The organism is Sphingomonas sp. AC411, from assembly GCF_979253035.1.
In genome coordinates, this window is the sequence record NZ_CEEDAQ010000001.1 from 459,218 (window position 1) to 474,133 (window position 14,916).

Below are 14,916 nucleotides of genomic sequence, written 5' to 3' on the forward strand. Positions count from 1 at the left end.
GCTTCGAGCAAGTCATTGCTTGCCTCGATCCGATCCCGCTTTGCGGGAGTTCCATACCTGCCCAGATTGGGCAGGGTCTTTATAACTATCTCTTCAGATGAAAGATTAGAGATGCTTTATAAAGAGTCTGCCCAATCTGTCGATTTGGGCATTCTCCTAGACCCTGCCCAGCCAAAACTAGCTAATTTGGGCAGATTACTAGACCCTGCCCACGCCTCATTGCGTAGATTGGGCAGGGTCTACGGCTTGCCCAAAGCGAGCAAACTCATAGGTGCCGGTTGCCCAATCCCATGCCGTGCGTGATGCGCGGCACTGTAGCACCATCTTGCCACCAAGGAGGTTGCCCTTGCTGGTGCGGGTGTCGAGTCGGGGAAGGTCGATCTTGACCGCGCCCTTATCGTCCATCGCATAGATCGTGATGCTTGGGTTGAGCGCCTCCATGCCTGCCCGATCGGCGACGAAGAGGAACCCGCTAACGTGAGGTGAGCCCGCCTCTTGCGCGCGACCATCGGCGCGGACGAACCCGAACAGATTGTCGCCGGGGATGTTGTCCACCGCCCCGGTGATCATGTCGGCGAACGCTTGCGTGAAGTTGCCTTCGCGGACGTGCTTGCGCGTGTCTTCCTTGGCGCGGGCACCGTTGCGCCATTCCAGCCAACCAACCCAATCGGGGTTGCTGGTCTGCTTGTTCGATCCGACAAACAGTTTGAGGTTGCCCCGGTAGCGCATGGCTTCGCGTTCCGGTCGATCGCGTGCCGTCTGCTTAGGCTTGCCGTTATCGTTCACGCTGAATTCGATACCGGTAGCCTTGAGCAACGGGCACGGCGGCACCAGCTTAGCCTTGGCGAACGGGGTCTTCCACTCGAAGCGGTGAGCAAGACGTTCAAGAACCTGCGGCTCAGCTTTGGCATATTCAACGAACGCCTCGAATAGGGCGTTACCAGTGAGTTTCGGGGCTGGCAGGTGCTGGCGTGGTATCGGGGCGCTATCGGCCTCCACGGGGCGCATAGGGGCCTTGGCGAGGCTATCGCCAGACTGAGCGCGCAACCGTTCCAAGATGGTGCGAGCGTCGCTCATGCTTCACCACGGGCGATCAACACGGCGAGCGTGTAGCACTTGGCGGCGGTAGCCTTGATCGTGATAGCGGGAGCGGTGCCGTGATCCTTGACGAGGAAGTCGGCGGCGACTGGCACAAGGCGCGTCATGTCGGGCTCATGGGGCTGGTAGACGGGTGAATCCACGTCGTCGGCGAACATGAGCGCAAGCGCTTCGTCATGGTCGGTAAGGTGCGTCGTGAGGTCGAGTGCGAGGCTGTCGATCGTCTCAGGCGAACGCCCGCCGATGCTGATAGATTTGATCTCAGCGAGTTGGGTAGCGAACTTAGGCATAGGGTAGTCTCCAAAGCAAAAGCGCCCGGTAGTGTAGTGCCTACCGAGCGCCCGAGACTTTTGCTTTGGAGTTTGTGCGACGATCTTACCGCACATTCTATTTAAGCTCAATATTCGAAACGTCCGCCATAGGGTCACTACACCCCGTGCATCGATTATTTAGGAGAATGCCTGACTCCCGCGCACCGCCGCAATATTGATCTGCGCAGTCCGCGTAAAATGGGGCTTACGGCAGGCGTTTTAGCTGTTCTGACTAAATAAAACTGTGGCGGCAATGAAGCCGCTTTGGAGTTAGAACAATGACAATTGAAAACCTACTGATCACGCTTCTTGGCGTGTCATACTTCGCCATGTTCGGCGAGCTTGTGCGTCATATGATCCGCGCGCACCGCGCTGAAGCTGCCCTTGCTCGCATCGAAGCGGTGATCAACGAAACGGGCGTTGCACTGGTCGAGCACGTCAACGAACCGGTCTACCGCCTTGGAGGCGTTGAGCCGGTCGGCACCGTCACGAAGCTGGCGGTCTACTAAGATGGCCCGCCCTCGCACCACGCCGTTGCCGTCGATCGCTGAGCTTCGCGCTCAGTTCGATTACCGCCCTGAGACTGGTGAGCTTATCCACAAGCTACGCCCCGGAGACGGTTCCTACACGCTGCGCTTCAATCGTCGGTATGCTGGCAAGCCTGCCGGAACCGTCATGAACATCGGCTATTTGTTCGTTCGCCCCATCGGCTGCAACATGATGCTTGGGCACCGTGTCGCATGGGCGATCCACTACGGCGAATGGCCCGTTGCGGAAATCGATCACAAGAACGGTAACAAGCTCGATAACTCGATCGCCAATATGCGAGCCGCGACGCGATCTCAGAATCTGCGTAACACGCCTAAGCAAGGTAAGTCGCCATACAAGGGCGCGACCTATCGCCGCCACTGTCCTAACCGGCCTTAGGAGGCCCGTATGCGCGTCAACGGTAAGCGCGTCTTTCTCGGGTGCTACGCGACTCCTGAGCTTGCGGCTGAGGCTTACGCGCGGGCCGATCGCGAATATAGCGGCGAGTTTGCCTATACGCCTTCCGGCAAGATCAACGCGACGATCCTATTCAGGGTGGCTGCTTAAAGCTCCTCGCCGATCACGGGGAGGGTGCCACCTAGCCGTTGAAAGATTGTCTTGCGCCCAAACGCGGCGTCATCAACCTTCGTCTGTATTTCATCGCGCAATTCACGCCATGCATTCATCCTTGCGGAAAACGCTTGATATAATCGAGCGCAATCTTGACTTCGAAAGTTTGCGGCGTTCGGTAGCACTTCCTCAAATGTTCCTTCAGGAAACGAAATGAGGGTGTCAATCAGGTCTGGATCATAGGGGCGAGCGATACTCAGCCAATGGGAGTAGATGCTCGTCCACTCGCCCTCAAACTGCATAAGTAGCATTTCCTGCGTATCGCTCAGTTTTCCGTATTCATGCGCCAGCTTGTCGATAGGGCTTGCCGCTTCCTCTAGCTCAGCGGTTAAGTTTTTAAGCCGCTCGCGATCGTTCAAGGAGCCAAGCGCTGAATACAGGCTTTTGATCTGGTTTCGCGCGTCAATGATCTCCCGTTCAAGCGGATAGACAAATTCATTCAGAGCGCGATCGGTGCCAAAGCGTGCGCGAAAGGTGACACGTCCAACGGTATCCCAGAATAGCCAAAGCGCTGCGCAGATGAAGGCAGGGACGCCTATGATACTGCCCCACGGCATGTTCAGGAGGTTGGCGGCGCTCCAGCCCCCGGTCGGCGTAATGGCGTCCAGAATTTTACCAACAAGCCATGATCGCGCATCGGTCGCGATAGCCGCGCCAGCCACAAGCAACGCCGTGATGCCGAATGTTTTTCCGTTCATGCGTCATCGCTAATAGGCGTGAGGCGTAGTGTCATTGGAAATGCAGCAAACGGTATCGTTCATCTTAAATAGTAGATGCCTCTCATTCCTCACGATGAAGCCAAGCAACTGCTAGATGCCCTGAGCGGCGATCCTGAGACGATCGCCGCTCTAAGCGCCTACATCGCCTCACAAGCGGCCTTAGAGCGTTGGGATGCCGCCACGGTCGGGCGAACCGCTGCCGCCGCTGAGCGCCGGTCTACGGAAGCGATCCACCGCAATGCCACGCTCGCCGACGATCTCGCAAGCGCCCGCGATCGGATCGATGAACTTGAGGCCGATCAACGCCAGCTTACCGCCGCTTTTATCGAGCTAGTAACCGAAATCGAGGCCCTAAAGCGCCGCGCCTAAATACCCGATGAAATGGTATGAAGTCGCAAAGTCCCTCATCGGCACCCGTGAAATCGTCGGGCCTAAGCATAATCCAACCATCCTTGGTTGGGCTAAACGCCTTGGTTCGCGCGTGCTCGGCATCGCCATCGTTGATGATGAAACGCCGTGGTGCGGCACCTTCGCGGCGCATTGCGTTGCGGAGGCTGGCCTAGAAGCCTCCCAAGGTCGCCGTGCGCGCGTCCTCATGGGAAGCATGGGGCGCGAACCTGCGCGCCGATCGCCTCGCACCCGGTGCGGTGCTGGTGTTCAAGCGCCCCGGTGGCGGTCACGTCGGCTTCTACGTCGGCGAGGATGCGACCGCGTATCACGTCCTTGGTGGTAATCAGTCCAACGCCGTGAATGTCACCCGCATTGCCAAGGATCGATGCGTTGCGCGTCGCTGGCCTACCGGTGTCGCCGTCGTCGGTTCGCCAGTCTGGATCGGTTCGGGCGGTAAGCTGAGCACGAACGAAGCATAATGGCGGGCAAGTTCAACAATCGTCGCACCGTCGTTGATGGCATCACCTTTGATAGCAAAGGGAAGCGTCGCGTTACGTCGTGCTCAAGCGTCGCGCGGATGCTGGCGAGATTACGAACCTCGAAACTCAAGCGAGCTATCGCCTTGATGTGAACGGGCTAAAGATCGCAATCTATCGAGCCGACTTTCGCTATCAAATTGATGGCGTCGAGGTTGTCGAGGATTTCAAGAGCCCCGCGACGATCACGCCGACATTCAAACTCAAGGCCAAATTGATGAAAGCCATTCACGGCATCGATATTCTCATCACCATGAAAGCCGATCATCCGATTACTGCCACCTAATTGGGCGCGTGCTATGATGCGCAAGCCGGAAGCTTTTAGCTCCCGCTTAACCCGGACGGGTGGCACCTTTCAAGTTGGTGAGTTTGAGCGCTTGCCTTTTTTGTTCAGCGCGCTGCCCGTCCACCTCCCGTAAGCTCCTCATTGTCGGGCACTCGAAACTAAGTTAAGCCGCGTCCCGTTAAGCGATTATCGAAGCGGAGTATGAAGCATGGCTAAGGGCGGTTTCCTCGCACTGGTAGACGACAAGCTTTCTGAGGCGTTCGCGTATGTTGCGCCCGATTTTACCAAGGTGCGCGCCACCTTCCTGCGCGGCCTCGCTAAGGTCAGATCGACGTTCAACGAAGGCAAGCAAAGCAACAACCCGCAATCTCAGTGGAGCGCGAATAACAACGTCGTGCGGTTCACCCCCAAGATGATGAGCGCACCCGTGAAGCTCCACGGCAAGGATGAATTCCACATTCCATCCGAACGCTTTTTGAACGCCCTTGCTGAGCTTCGCAAAGAGGTCGAAGCGGGCGAGCACGATACGGTGCTTCACGAAGCTGAGTCGGGCGCAATGAAGGCGTCGGCGGGGCGCGGTAGCGATGCCCGTATGCAGCAAGCCGGGAGCGTCCGGGCTGGCTGGTCGCCGGAACGTCGTGCGAAGTATGAAGCGACGCAAGCCGCCAGAAAGGCGGGAAGCCCGCCTAAACGCGCGCTCAGGGGCAAAACAAAGGGAGCCCGCGAAGGCTCCCCTTTTTCGTGTCTAGCGCCGGTGGAGCGTCTTAGGCCGCTCGATCGTATGCCTCAGCATCCTCGGCGGTCGCGAATAGAACCCCAGCTTCGTGCCCAAGATCGCGCTCAGGGTCGGCGGGGTGGTGATGCCGATGTCTGCCGCAAGGCCCTTTGCCTTCGCGACGTTCTGCCCGTCCGGGTTGCCGTGGCGATCATAGAACGCGCGGGGAAGCGCTCAGCGTCGCGCGCCTCACGGAAGCGCTCAGCATCGTTCGGGCTCACCGTGGTGGCAACGATCACCTCAACCGTGCGGATGCTGCCCGTGAGGCTGGCGATCGTGTCGAAGGGTGCAGGATCGCGAGCGACGATCGTTAGATGATCCGGGCCAACGTGCGTGCTCACGATGTTAGCGAGGGCGGCAACCCGGCTGGCGGTGTCTTCTATTGCTGGCATCCATTTACCTCCGTCAAAGTTTGCGATCGTTGCGAGAAATTCGTCTTCCGTATGATCGCCGTGGAATGGCTGAGCATGGGGAGCCGTGCGGGTATTCTTACGCCAGTGGAACATAAGGCGTCCTCCTTAAAGTTCTTTTACCGTTGTGCCGGGTCGGGATCATGCGTGCGAATGGCCTGCCTTCCACCGCCAAGCGGTAGCAACGTGCGCGTCGCGTTCGATCTTGTCCTTGATCGGCGTGACGACGCAATTTGCCATGATCGCCCGCAACCGTTCATAATCGACGTAGAAGTTTTCCGCCTCAAGCTTAGCTTTGATCTCGCCAACTGTCGTCATATCGTCGGTTCCAATCATGTTTAAGAGCTTGCCATACTTGCGCGTCCTGCCGTTGTGATGCGCTTCGAAGTGTTTAGGGGTCGCCAAGTAGGCGTTAAGATCGCGTCCGCACTGGCCTGCATCGCCCGTGATCGTAAAGTGCTCAACCGTGGCATTGCGATCGTGGCGCTTAAAAGTGATCTTCCATACGCCTTGCCGCTTAACTTCGAACATATGGCGCGTTTTTTCGTCACGATAACCAAGTTGACGAGCCTCGATCATGATACCGTCGTAAAGACGGATAATCGGAACAAACTCGCGATCATCGGAATAGTTGAGCAAGCCCAGATGCGCCCAAAGCTTTCTGCTCAGTGGCTTTAGATTGTCCTTCGTAACGGCTGGCGCTTCACTCGCCGGGGCGGGCTCAGGGGCGACAAGGCGATAGAAATATTCGCCAAGCCCGCCCTTGCGCCGTGTAGCAAGGCCAACGTCAACGAGGTGGCGCAAGCGACGGTTCGTCGTCCCTTCCGTAAGCCCGTGCGACTGGTCGAGCGTCCGATAGAGGGCGTGCGCGCCGCGTTCCTCAGTAGCGCTCAAAGCGTCGAGGAACACGCTGTCAGGAACCTTGCGCGACGCCGGGGCGGGCTCAGACGGGGCCTCGGCGGGCTCGCGCTTCATGGCGGCGCTCAGCTTTCGAACATCCTTCGCACTTACGCTACTGAACACGTCGCCAAGTGAGCCGCTCCACTCGTCTTCGCATTCCCAATAGTGAGCGTCGCCAACCGGAGCCTCATTTTGCGCAACTTATACTCGCCAAAGAACGGGAAGTAATCGAGCTTTAGGGCGTATTCGTCGGGCTTGCCTTTGTTGAACCTCACGTTCGCCACTTCGTCAGAGTCTTCCGGGGCGGGCTCAGGGGCAACCGCCGCGCCATCGTCCGCCTTCACCTTGTCGCCACCATCCGGCGAGGGCGTGCGCAACTTCCATCCCAAGGGCTTGGCCTGAGTTTCGATCAAGCGCGCGTGCGACTTGGCGAGGGGTTAGCGCTCAGGTGCATACGGAAGCGAAGCGCCGGTTCGCCGTTCGTGTAGCCTTCGAGTTTGGCGAGGGCATAGAGCGGTGCAACCTTCATGAACTCGCCGGGGTGTTCCTTCGAGGCGCGCACCAGCGCCCGGAATAGCGCATTATCGTTTTCGTCCACCATCGACGGAATGCCAAGCTCAGGAACGGGCCTGCATACCGCGACGCCGGGGTTTCAACCTTCACCGCCTTGGGCTGGTCGCCGGGGGCCTTGGCAAAGTTTGCCTTTTGCCCGGTCACGCGCTCGATCGCCGCCATCATGTCGCCAAGCCCGCCAGCCGGTGCCGGTGCCGGTGCCGGTGCCGGGGCCGGGGCCGGGGCCGGGGCCGGGGCCGGGGCCGGGGCCGGTGCGGGCGCAACGATCCGCTCAGGTGCCGGAACGTGGTCGGGCATGAAGGCAACCGGATCACCAGCGAACGTCTGCGCAAGCATGGCTTCCCAATCGTCATAGATGGCGCTCAGGTCTTCATGAATGTTGCCCTCGGCATCGCGTGCCGCGATCGGACGGGTTGCCCGGTAGGTGCCGCCGACACGCTCGATCAAGCCGGGGTATTGCTTCACCAAGCGGTCATAGATCGCGCGAGCATCCTTTGCGTGAGCTTGCGCCAATCGGGTTCCGGTCGCGAGTTGTTCGCTTCCGCGACGACGCCGCGAAGGTTGATCGGCTCAGGGGCGTGCGTATCGAGCGCCGAAATCAGTTCGCGCATACGGAGGGTCACAAACCGGGGCGTCGGCTGCTTATCAAAACCCTTGTAAGTCGGCATAGGCTCACCGCCCGCAAGCGTCGCGTCTGCCCGCTCAATCGCCGCATCCCAATCGAAGCCATCCGGGGTGTCGAAGTCGGCGATGCGATGAGCGAGACTGTCGCCCGTGCTCATCGCGTCGGCATACTGCGCAAACAAGCGGTCGAGAATGCGGTAAGCGCGTTCCTCGCTCATCATCACCAGCCCGCCAATACCCCAAGCGTCGGTAATCGCGCTGTCGATATCAATCGGATCGGGTGCTTCATAGTTGAGGTGGCGCAAGATGTGGTGACGCTGCGCGCGTTCCTCAGCCTCCAAAAACTCAGCATCGAACGCCGGTTCAAACGGTTCGGTTTCCGGCTCAGCCGGGGCCGCAACCGGATAGGCGCTCATCGTTGCCTTTGGCGCAATGTCGAGGTCATCAACGATGGCGAGGAGGCGGCTTCCGATTTTGCACGCCTGATCCTTCCATTTGTCGCGCTCACGTCCTGCGGCTTCCGCCCGCGCTTTCCAGCCCTCGCGCTCAGCATCGGCCTTAACGCGATCCTCATCGGCGGCTTTGAGCGCTTCGATCATGTCGGTGAACTCGATCTTACGGGGCTGGTCGGTCATGTCTTAATCCACTGCTTAGCGTCCTGCTTATGGCGCTTAAAATGCCAGACTTAGCAAATTTGTCCACTAAGGTTTTGACACGCTCAGCTTAATGTTGCAGCGATCTATAATCGTTTATCGTTTTTAGGCTCAGGAATGGCTGATTTCTGCGGGTTTGCGATGCTTAACGCTCAGGTCCGCAAAGTTCGCGCGTTGCAAACTTACCACATGCAAGGAAAACTTTAGCTGAGCGGGAACCTTCGTTAAGAGATTATCGAGCCTGAGCTTTAGCGAACAAGCTTAGGAGAATCGCCCGCGCTGCATCGCTGCTCGCACCCTCGATCATGGCGCGCTGAGCGTCCGTGAGGGTGGAGGGGATCGTGAGGGGCTCAGGGGCGCGCTTGCGGCTCATGAGGGCGTCGCCGGGGCGCGTGCGCGTTCTAGGGCAAGCCATAGGGCTTGGAGGTCGGCGAGGGCACGGATGCCCAATAGGGCGGGCATCGAATTGGCAAGGTGTCATCGTTGGCGGCACGCCGCCAGATAATCACGGGTGCGCCGATCGTATGAACGCGGCGCTCAGGTCGCTGAAACTCTTCGATCACCGCGCGCGCATAGGTGCGCCAGACGCGCCGCTTTTCGTCGGTGGTGTCGGCGTTCGCTCGGTCGCGAAAATAGAAGTCAACGATGGTGGTAGGGATCACCCCTATTTAGGCCCTGAGCCCGTTTTCGCGGTCCCCTTAGCCGTCTTCCGTCGAACATATCCCTTTGAGGCCGCTATCTGGTCGGCGTCGAGGTCATTCGAAACGGTTTCCTTCCGGGTGCCCCCTTCGATCGTCGTAACCTTGCCATAGCCGGGGCCTGCCCCATCGCGGTGAAATCGAGGTCGCTCAGGATGTAGGGTTGAGGCTCAACCGCATTCTTACGCAAGTTTCCGCCGCGTGGCTGGCACGTCGCGTTTGCGATCGAAAAGAGCCGCGCGCGATCAACAACCAAAACCGACACGATGCCGGTAGCGGGGTGAAAAGTGATCTTGTCGATAAGTGCGCCAAGCGCGGCCTTCACCCGGCTGCGAGCCTGAAAACGAATATCGGGATCGTCGGCGTTCATAAGCTCGCGAACCTCACCAACGCGCTTGAGGTGCTCGGCTGGCGATACCGCGCCCCGTGCGCTTGATAGTGCCGCCTCAGCTTGGTCGAGGGCTTCCTTGGCGTCCGCAAGCTCGCGTTGGCGCATGGCGAGGCGGGCCTTAGCCGCTTCACCGCCGCCGCCCTCGATCGCGTCCATAACGAACTCAATCTTGCGCTCAGTCTCAGCGATCGACGCCTTAGCCGTATGAACCGCCGCCTCTAGCGGTGCCGTGTCGTTGGCCTTCGCACCAAAGTGCTGATCATCCATCGCCAGCGTAAGGATCGTGTCGAGGATAGGCCCCTCAACCTTGTCGTAAGCCCAGCCCATCACGTTATCGCACGACTTCGCGATTTTGGCGTTCGTGCAATAGAGCGAATAATGACGGCGCGTTACGCCCGCCTTGTTGATCTTGTAGGCGGCTGAGCCTAGCGCGGCCATCTGCCCGCCGCACGTCGCGCACCGTGCCCGCGTTCCTAGCAGGTTCGAAAGCGACGCCCCGCGCCCTTGACGCTTGAGCGCCTCAGAAATCCGCGCCTCATTAGCGCGCGTGAAAAGCGCCGGTTCGATGATCTTGGGGTAAAAGTCGGCGATCGGCTCAAGCGCGATTACCTCGCCGCTACGCGGGCGCTGATAGGGTTGCCATTCGCCCATGACGGCACGGTTAGCGAGGATGCGCCCGACATAGGTAGGGCTCAATGCGCCGGGGCCTTCCGTTCGCCCGCGTCTAGCTCCCACGTCGCGTAGCGCGAGTCATCGCGCGCCATGTCGTTAAGCGTCTTAGCGGTGAGCCCCTTTCCGATACCGGCGACGCGGTTTTCGAAAATCAGGCGGATGATCTCAAGCTTCACGGGCGGCACGAAAAATGAGCCGTCTTCCGCGATCTCAACCCATTTCGGACGACGGTGGTTACGCTGAATCTTGGCGATGTCGCCGTTGCGGGCCGCTTCCCGCTTTTGCTCCCATGCCGCCGCGACGCGCGTAGATTTCTTGCGGCTTTCGGTGTGCGATCCGAACGCGGTAATGAGGATCATCATAAGCCCGCCCATGTCGGTATCGAGCATGTCGCGGGTGATCATCTGCCCGGTGTTCACAACCGCGATCGAAAGCCCCTTACGGACTAGCGGCGACAACCAACTGAGCATGAGGTCGGCGGGCTGGCGGCTCAGGCGATCCAACTCCTCAACGACTAGCACCAGATTGCGGGCGTCGCGCGCGCCGCTCATGATGCTGTCGCGGAATTGGCCTAGCTGCCCCGTCTCGATATTCGCGCCCGTGTAAGCGCTCTTGCCGCGATCGATAAGCGGGTCGCCGATCGACTCCCAACCGCGCGCCTCGATAAGGCCGGTGGTCGCCTCGATCTGGCGGGCGAGGGTCGAGCCCTTCGTTTGTTCCATCGAGGACCAACGAGCATAGGCGATAGCGAGCATGGCAGGCCTTCTACTTGAAAAGAGCCTCTTTGCTAGATAGGATCGACCTGCACATCGACGTTCAGGCGGTCAGCGCCGCCGACCTGATCCTGCCGCCGCCGACTGAAGGCTCGGCCGAGGTCGCCGCCCGCGTCGCCGCGGCCCGGGCGATCCAGACCGACCGCTACCGCGATCATCCGGTTCGCACGAATGCGGAGGCGGATGGCGCGTTGCTCGATGCCGTCGCCACCCCCGACGAACCCGGCCGAAAGCTTCTCGCCCAAGCCGCGGAAGCGATGCGGCTGACGGCCCGCGGCTATACGCGTATCCTCCGCGTCGGCCGTACCATCGCCGACCTCGCGAACAGCGAGACCGTCGGCCGCATCCACATCGCCGAAGCGCTCAGCTACCGCCGCCAACCACCGCGGAACTGAACGGATGCGTTTTCCGGTCAAGACAGCTTGCGGCGGAGGAAAGCTTCGTCTAGCCAACCCGCCGCTGCCCCTGTGGCGAAATTGGTAGACGCGACCGACTCAAAATCGGTTGCCGCAAGGCATGCTGGTTCGATTCCGGCCAGGGGCACCATTTCCAAATAGTCCGTCTGCAAGGCCGCGCGTACGTTTGTGCGCAACGTCCGATTGCAGTCTTTCCGCCACTCCGCCACGATCGTCGCAAACAGACATGCGAGAGGTCCCGATGGCGCATTACGGCGATTTTCAGAACGCGATCTATGGCGCTGGCCTGCGCGGCATGGTGCCGACGCTGCCGGTCGATTTCGCGACGCTCGAACAGCGCGCGAGCGCGGCGCTGCCGCCGGCGGTGCTGTCGTATCTTCAGGGCGGGTGCGGGGACGAGTTCACGCAAGGCGAGAATGCGCGCGCGTTTCGGCATTGGGGACTCACGCCGCGGATGATGGTCGATTGCAGCCGGCGCGACCTGTCGATCGACCTGTTCGGGATGACGCTGCCGACGCCGCTGTTCATGGCCCCGGTCGGGATCAACGGGATCTGCACGCAGGACCAGCATGGCGACCTCGCGGCGGCGCGTGCGTCGGCGATCACCGGCGTGCCGCTGATGGCGTCCACGCTGTCGAACGATCCATTGGAAACGGTCGCGGAGGCGCTTGGCGAAACGCCCGGCTTCTTCCAGCTCTACACGCCCAAGGACGTCGGCGTCGCGGAGAGCCTGGTCCACCGCGCGGAGGCGGCCGGGTATAAGGCCATCGTCGTAACGCTCGACACCTGGGTAACGGGATGGCGACCCCGCGACCTGAACGCGGCGAATTTCCCGCAGCTGCGCGGGCACGTGCTGATGAACTATTTCTCGGACCCGGCCTTCCGCAAATTGCTCGCCAAACCGCCCGAGGAGGATCCGCGGCGGCGATCGGCGCCTGGGCGGCGACGTTCGGCCGCGTGCTGACCTGGGCGGACATGCCGTGGCTCCGGTCGCTGACGAAGCTGCCGATCGTGCTCAAGGGCATCTGCCATCCCGACGACGCCCGCCGCGCGATCGACGAGGGCGCGGATGGCATCTACTGCTCGAACCATGGCGGACGGCAGGCGAATGGCGGGATCGCCGCAATCGACATGCTGCCGGATGTCGTCGCCGCCTCCGGATCGACGCCGGTGCTGTTCGATTCAGGTGTCCGGTCGGGGACCGACGTGGTCAAGGCACTGGCGCTCGGCGCGGCCGCCGTCGGGGTCGGCCGGCCCTATACCTATGGGCTGGCGCTCGACGGTGCAGCGGGCGCGGCGCATGTCCTTAAATGCCTGCTGGCCGAGGCGGACCTGCTGATGGCGGTCAACGGCTATCCGACGATCGCCGACGTCCGCGCGGCTGGGGCGGTCCGGCAGCACCCATGACGATGCTCAGTCGATCCGGTACTGGATCGGCTTGAAGCTGCCGCCGTTGGATTGCAGCGCCGAGCAGGCGGTCATGCCGATCACCAGGTCCATTGCCGCACGGAAGACGATCGTGTCGCCGGCCTTGCTCAGCGGCGGCTCGACGGTGAACTCCCCGGTTTCGCCGTTGATCGGCACGTTCATGAAGCAGTTGAACGCCACCGGGATCTGGTCGGGCTCGATATCCCACGGCGCAAGCGCTTCGGCGAGATTGCCGAAGCAGCCGCGGTGCGGATCGGTATCGCCATAGATGATCGCGAAGGTTTCCTTCGAGCATGGCGTCAGCAAGAAATCGTGCCGGCCGACGTCGTCCGAGACGATCTCCAGCATCACGTTGCTGCGGTTCGAATACAGCAAGTCGCCGGTCGTCAGATACAGCCGGCTCGCATAGTCGAGCGTCCGCCCCGAAGAGATCGCCTCGCGGATGTCGGCGCGGTTATACGCCAGCAAGTCCGATACCTGGCGACCCTCGGGATCGATCACGGTCAGCGTCTGCCCCTTGTCGAGCGTGAAGCCGGCGCCCGAGCGCGGCGGGATCGTCTTGATATCAGCCATGCGCGTCACCTCGCTTGAAGGGGCATTTCCAGGATTCGTCGACCACGCGGCCGCTATACTGCCGCGCTTCGCTGCTTTCGCCGTGACGCGCCAGCATCGGGTTCATCGATCCGGCGAGTTCGAGATCGCGCGCGAGGATCGACGAGCGCAACTTGTCGTAGCGCTGCTGGGTACGCAGCACCTCGAACTGGTCGTGCAGGTTGAAGACCATCGCCGGCGATTCGAATTTTCGCGCTGGGCGGCTCGCATTCGGATGCAGGCCGACGACGAAAAACGCCTCGCCGGCAAAGCTCAACGAGAAATGGGGATCGTCGGGATCGCTGCTGACCGACAGGTCGGGCCGATAGCCGAGCCACGAGTCCTTGTCGCTGAGCGACTGCGCGCGCGCCCAGAGATGCGCCTCGAACTGCTCTTCGGACAATAAGGCAGGGGCCTCGAACAGGATGATGAGCGTCCGAAATATCGCGCGGTCCTCGCGGTATTTGCGAACGGTTTCGCCCAAAGCGGGGAAATTCTCATGTCATCCCAAGCAGATCGCACGTCGCGCGCGACGAGAATGTCCATCTGTCCTTTGGCGAGCGCGGACTTTGCTCCGACACACGGAAACTGCGGTGCCTGCACCGTTTCGATAAACTTGCGCGCGAGGGATGGTCGTTTTGGAAGATTGGCTGATACATGGTCGGGGAGGAACCCGCGAGCGGGGCCAATGTTTCGCCCGCGACATAATCTTTGATATGTATCAGTACGAATCCCGATCTGTTCTTTTACGCCGCAGGGCGGTACGGGAATGCGCGGAAAAGGGGCCTGGATGATCTCGGAAAAGTTTCTCATGGGGCGCGGCCGGCATGAGTTGAGCGATGAAGAAAAGCAGGTGCTGGAGGACAGCATCGAATCCGTGCGGCACGTGCCAGCGCGCAAGCAGATCGTGCGCGCGGGCGCGCTGATCGAAACGAGCACGCTGCTGCTCGAAGGGTTCGTCTGTCGCTACATGGACGACCGCGAGGGCCAGCGGCAGCTGGTCGCGGTGCACGTGCCCGGCGATTTCGTCGATCTCCACGCCTTTCCGATGAAGCGGCTCGATCACGACATCGCCACCCTGGGTCCGGTCAAGATCGCCTGTTTCGAACATCGGACGCTGCAGACGATCACCGAACGCTATCCGCACCTGACGCAGAAGCTGTGGTTCAGTACGCTGCTCGACGCGGCGATGCACCGCGAGTGGATTTTCCGGCTCGGCCGCCTTGGCGCGGAAGGACGGGTTGCACACCTGTTCTGCGAGATGAACGCGCGGCTGGAGATGGTCGGGATGGCCGCCGACGGGCGATACATGCTGCCGATGACGCAACCCGATCTGGCCGAGGCGAGCGGATTGACCGGCGTGCATGTAAACCGCGTGCTGAGAGCATTGCGCGAGAAGAATCTGCTGACTTTCAAGGCAGGTGAGGTGAATATTCTGGATCGTAAGGCGCTCGCAGCCGTTGCGGAGTTCGAACCACAATATCTCTATGGTTCCCGAGGCGACTGACTGCGGC

At 60.7% G+C, this 14,916-nt stretch carries 20 protein-coding genes, 1 tRNA gene and 3 pseudogenes; 12 read left to right on the top strand and 12 right to left on the bottom strand.

What is annotated here, in order from left to right; translation table 11 throughout:
- Positions 1–216: 216 nt before the first annotated feature.
- Complete coding sequence (locus AC0IX7_RS02365) at positions 217–1,077, bottom strand: hypothetical protein (RefSeq protein ID WP_471810314.1); 861 nt, start codon at positions 1,075–1,077, stop codon at positions 217–219.
- Complete coding sequence (locus AC0IX7_RS02370; RefSeq protein WP_471810316.1) at positions 1,074–1,388, bottom strand: hypothetical protein; 315 nt, start codon at positions 1,386–1,388, stop codon at positions 1,074–1,076. The genes AC0IX7_RS02365 and AC0IX7_RS02370 overlap by 4 nt, the downstream gene beginning before the upstream one ends.
- 299 nt (positions 1,389–1,687) lie before the next feature.
- Between AC0IX7_RS02370 and AC0IX7_RS02375 the strand changes: the two genes are divergently transcribed.
- The 3 genes from AC0IX7_RS02375 to AC0IX7_RS02385 all read left to right on the top strand — a co-directional run bounded on the left by AC0IX7_RS02375 (position 1,688) and on the right by AC0IX7_RS02385 (position 2,504).
- Positions 1,688–1,918 (top strand): hypothetical protein, encoded by a 231-nt coding sequence (locus AC0IX7_RS02375; protein WP_471810318.1) that lies wholly within the window; start codon positions 1,688–1,690, stop codon positions 1,916–1,918.
- A gap of 166 nt (positions 1,919–2,084) precedes the next feature.
- Positions 2,085–2,336 (top strand): HNH endonuclease signature motif containing protein, encoded by a 252-nt coding sequence (locus AC0IX7_RS02380; RefSeq protein ID WP_471810320.1) that lies wholly within the window; start codon positions 2,085–2,087, stop codon positions 2,334–2,336.
- A 9-nt stretch (positions 2,337–2,345) separates the two neighbouring features.
- Entirely contained in the window at positions 2,346–2,504 is a 159-nt protein-coding gene (locus AC0IX7_RS02385) for an AP2/ERF family transcription factor (RefSeq protein WP_471810322.1), read from the top strand.
- Here AC0IX7_RS02385 and AC0IX7_RS02390 read toward each other — a convergent pair.
- Positions 2,501–3,265: a hypothetical protein gene (locus tag AC0IX7_RS02390; RefSeq protein ID WP_471810324.1), complete on the bottom strand. Its 765-nt coding sequence runs from the start codon at positions 3,263–3,265 to the stop codon at positions 2,501–2,503. The two genes, AC0IX7_RS02385 and AC0IX7_RS02390, sit on opposite strands and share 4 nt — an antisense overlap.
- A gap of 75 nt (positions 3,266–3,340) precedes the next feature.
- On the opposite strand from AC0IX7_RS02390, the gene AC0IX7_RS02395 reads away from it, so the two are divergent.
- From AC0IX7_RS02395 to AC0IX7_RS02410, 4 genes and pseudogenes are all read left to right on the top strand, one after another.
- Positions 3,341–3,655: a hypothetical protein gene (locus AC0IX7_RS02395; RefSeq protein WP_471810326.1), complete on the top strand. Its 315-nt coding sequence runs from the start codon at positions 3,341–3,343 to the stop codon at positions 3,653–3,655.
- A 212-nt stretch (positions 3,656–3,867) separates the two neighbouring features.
- The gene (locus AC0IX7_RS02400; RefSeq protein ID WP_471810328.1) at positions 3,868–4,155 is read left to right on the top strand and encodes a C40 family peptidase; all 288 of its coding nucleotides are present in this window, start codon (positions 3,868–3,870) and stop codon (positions 4,153–4,155) included.
- Between the two features lie 70 nt (positions 4,156–4,225).
- Positions 4,226–4,498 (top strand): annotated as a pseudogene (locus AC0IX7_RS02405) (DUF1064 domain-containing protein); the annotation flags it as partial.
- 208 nt (positions 4,499–4,706) lie between these two features.
- Complete coding sequence (locus AC0IX7_RS02410) at positions 4,707–5,591, top strand: hypothetical protein (protein WP_471810330.1); 885 nt, start codon at positions 4,707–4,709, stop codon at positions 5,589–5,591.
- Positions 5,592–5,824: 233 nt separating this feature from the next.
- On the opposite strand, the gene AC0IX7_RS02415 is transcribed toward AC0IX7_RS02410, so the two are convergent.
- The 7 genes from AC0IX7_RS02415 to AC0IX7_RS02445 form a co-directional block, all read right to left on the bottom strand.
- A complete protein-coding gene (locus tag AC0IX7_RS02415; RefSeq protein WP_471810332.1) occupies positions 5,825–6,658 on the bottom strand; it encodes a hypothetical protein in 834 nt (277 codons plus the stop codon).
- A 32-nt stretch (positions 6,659–6,690) separates the two neighbouring features.
- Positions 6,691–6,996, bottom strand: coding sequence for a hypothetical protein (locus tag AC0IX7_RS02420; RefSeq protein ID WP_471810334.1), 306 nt, complete (start codon positions 6,994–6,996; stop codon positions 6,691–6,693).
- A gap of 112 nt (positions 6,997–7,108) precedes the next feature.
- Positions 7,109–7,621, bottom strand: a complete 513-nt coding sequence (locus AC0IX7_RS02425; protein WP_471810336.1) for a hypothetical protein — start codon at positions 7,619–7,621, stop codon at positions 7,109–7,111.
- A complete protein-coding gene (locus AC0IX7_RS02430) occupies positions 7,618–8,415 on the bottom strand; it encodes a hypothetical protein (protein WP_471810338.1) in 798 nt (265 codons plus the stop codon). Before AC0IX7_RS02430 ends, AC0IX7_RS02425 begins: the two co-directional genes overlap by 4 nt.
- Positions 8,416–8,834: 419 nt before the next feature.
- Positions 8,835–9,095 carry a hypothetical protein gene (locus tag AC0IX7_RS02435; protein ID WP_471810339.1) on the bottom strand — a complete coding sequence of 87 codons (261 nt, stop codon included), beginning with the start codon at positions 9,093–9,095 and terminating at the stop codon, positions 8,835–8,837.
- A gap of 73 nt (positions 9,096–9,168) precedes the next feature.
- A complete protein-coding gene (locus AC0IX7_RS02440) occupies positions 9,169–9,849 on the bottom strand; it encodes a hypothetical protein (protein WP_471810340.1) in 681 nt (226 codons plus the stop codon).
- 365 nt (positions 9,850–10,214) lie between these two features.
- Positions 10,215–10,949, bottom strand: coding sequence for a recombinase family protein (locus AC0IX7_RS02445; RefSeq protein WP_471810342.1), 735 nt, complete (start codon positions 10,947–10,949; stop codon positions 10,215–10,217).
- A 29-nt stretch (positions 10,950–10,978) separates the two neighbouring features.
- On the opposite strand from AC0IX7_RS02445, the pseudogene AC0IX7_RS02450 reads away from it, so the two are divergent.
- The 4 genes and pseudogenes from AC0IX7_RS02450 to AC0IX7_RS02465 all read left to right on the top strand — a co-directional run.
- A pseudogene (locus AC0IX7_RS02450) lies at positions 10,979–11,362 on the top strand (magnesium chelatase subunit ChlI family protein); the annotation flags it as partial.
- 66 nt (positions 11,363–11,428) lie between these two features.
- Positions 11,429–11,513 (top strand) — tRNA-Leu (locus AC0IX7_RS02455).
- 165 nt (positions 11,514–11,678) lie between these two features.
- Positions 11,679–12,140: pseudogene (locus AC0IX7_RS02460) on the top strand (alpha-hydroxy-acid oxidizing protein); the annotation flags it as partial.
- Positions 12,141–12,181: 41 nt separating this feature from the next.
- Complete coding sequence (locus AC0IX7_RS02465; RefSeq protein ID WP_471810344.1) at positions 12,182–12,790, top strand: alpha-hydroxy-acid oxidizing protein; 609 nt, start codon at positions 12,182–12,184, stop codon at positions 12,788–12,790.
- A gap of 6 nt (positions 12,791–12,796) precedes the next feature.
- Here AC0IX7_RS02465 and AC0IX7_RS02470 read toward each other — a convergent pair whose 3' ends face one another.
- Together AC0IX7_RS02470 and gntA are read right to left on the bottom strand one after the other, a co-directional pair.
- Positions 12,797–13,384, bottom strand: coding sequence for a DUF1989 domain-containing protein (locus tag AC0IX7_RS02470; protein ID WP_471810346.1), 588 nt, complete (start codon positions 13,382–13,384; stop codon positions 12,797–12,799).
- Entirely contained in the window at positions 13,377–13,886 is a 510-nt protein-coding gene (gene gntA / locus AC0IX7_RS02475; protein WP_471810348.1) for a guanitoxin biosynthesis heme-dependent pre-guanitoxin N-hydroxylase GntA, read from the bottom strand. Before gntA ends, AC0IX7_RS02470 begins: the two co-directional genes overlap by 8 nt.
- Positions 13,887–14,234: 348 nt before the next feature.
- Between gntA and AC0IX7_RS02480 the strand changes: the two genes are divergently transcribed.
- Positions 14,235–14,909, top strand: coding sequence for a Crp/Fnr family transcriptional regulator (locus AC0IX7_RS02480; protein ID WP_413243621.1), 675 nt, complete (start codon positions 14,235–14,237; stop codon positions 14,907–14,909).
- Positions 14,910–14,916: the final 7 nt, after the last annotated feature.

Excerpts from the sequence above, each read along its gene's own strand:
- AC0IX7_RS02445 (WP_471810342.1), bottom strand. The coding sequence starts at position 10,949 with ATGCTCGCTATCGCCTATGCTCGTTGGTCCTCGATGGAACAAACGAAG.
- AC0IX7_RS02385 (WP_471810322.1), top strand. The coding sequence starts at position 2,346 with ATGCGCGTCAACGGTAAGCGCGTCTTTCTCGGGTGCTACGCGACTCCT.
- AC0IX7_RS02370 (WP_471810316.1), bottom strand. The coding sequence starts at position 1,388 with ATGCCTAAGTTCGCTACCCAACTCGCTGAGATCAAATCTATCAGCATC.
- AC0IX7_RS02365 (WP_471810314.1), bottom strand. The coding sequence starts at position 1,077 with ATGAGCGACGCTCGCACCATCTTGGAACGGTTGCGCGCTCAGTCTGGC.
- AC0IX7_RS02440 (WP_471810340.1), bottom strand. The coding sequence starts at position 9,849 with ATGGGCTGGGCTTACGACAAGGTTGAGGGGCCTATCCTCGACACGATC.
- AC0IX7_RS02380 (WP_471810320.1), top strand. The coding sequence starts at position 2,085 with ATGAACATCGGCTATTTGTTCGTTCGCCCCATCGGCTGCAACATGATG.
- AC0IX7_RS02465 (WP_471810344.1), top strand. The coding sequence starts at position 12,182 with ATGGCGACCCCGCGACCTGAACGCGGCGAATTTCCCGCAGCTGCGCGG.
- AC0IX7_RS02415 (WP_471810332.1), bottom strand. The coding sequence starts at position 6,658 with ATGAAGCGCGAGCCCGCCGAGGCCCCGTCTGAGCCCGCCCCGGCGTCG.
- AC0IX7_RS02410 (WP_471810330.1), top strand. The coding sequence starts at position 4,707 with ATGGCTAAGGGCGGTTTCCTCGCACTGGTAGACGACAAGCTTTCTGAG.
- AC0IX7_RS02395 (WP_471810326.1), top strand. The coding sequence starts at position 3,341 with ATGCCTCTCATTCCTCACGATGAAGCCAAGCAACTGCTAGATGCCCTG.
- AC0IX7_RS02375 (WP_471810318.1), top strand. The coding sequence starts at position 1,688 with ATGACAATTGAAAACCTACTGATCACGCTTCTTGGCGTGTCATACTTC.
- AC0IX7_RS02390 (WP_471810324.1), bottom strand. The coding sequence starts at position 3,265 with ATGAACGGAAAAACATTCGGCATCACGGCGTTGCTTGTGGCTGGCGCG.
- AC0IX7_RS02430 (WP_471810338.1), bottom strand. The coding sequence starts at position 8,415 with ATGACCGACCAGCCCCGTAAGATCGAGTTCACCGACATGATCGAAGCG.
- AC0IX7_RS02470 (WP_471810346.1), bottom strand. The coding sequence starts at position 13,384 with ATGGCTGATATCAAGACGATCCCGCCGCGCTCGGGCGCCGGCTTCACG.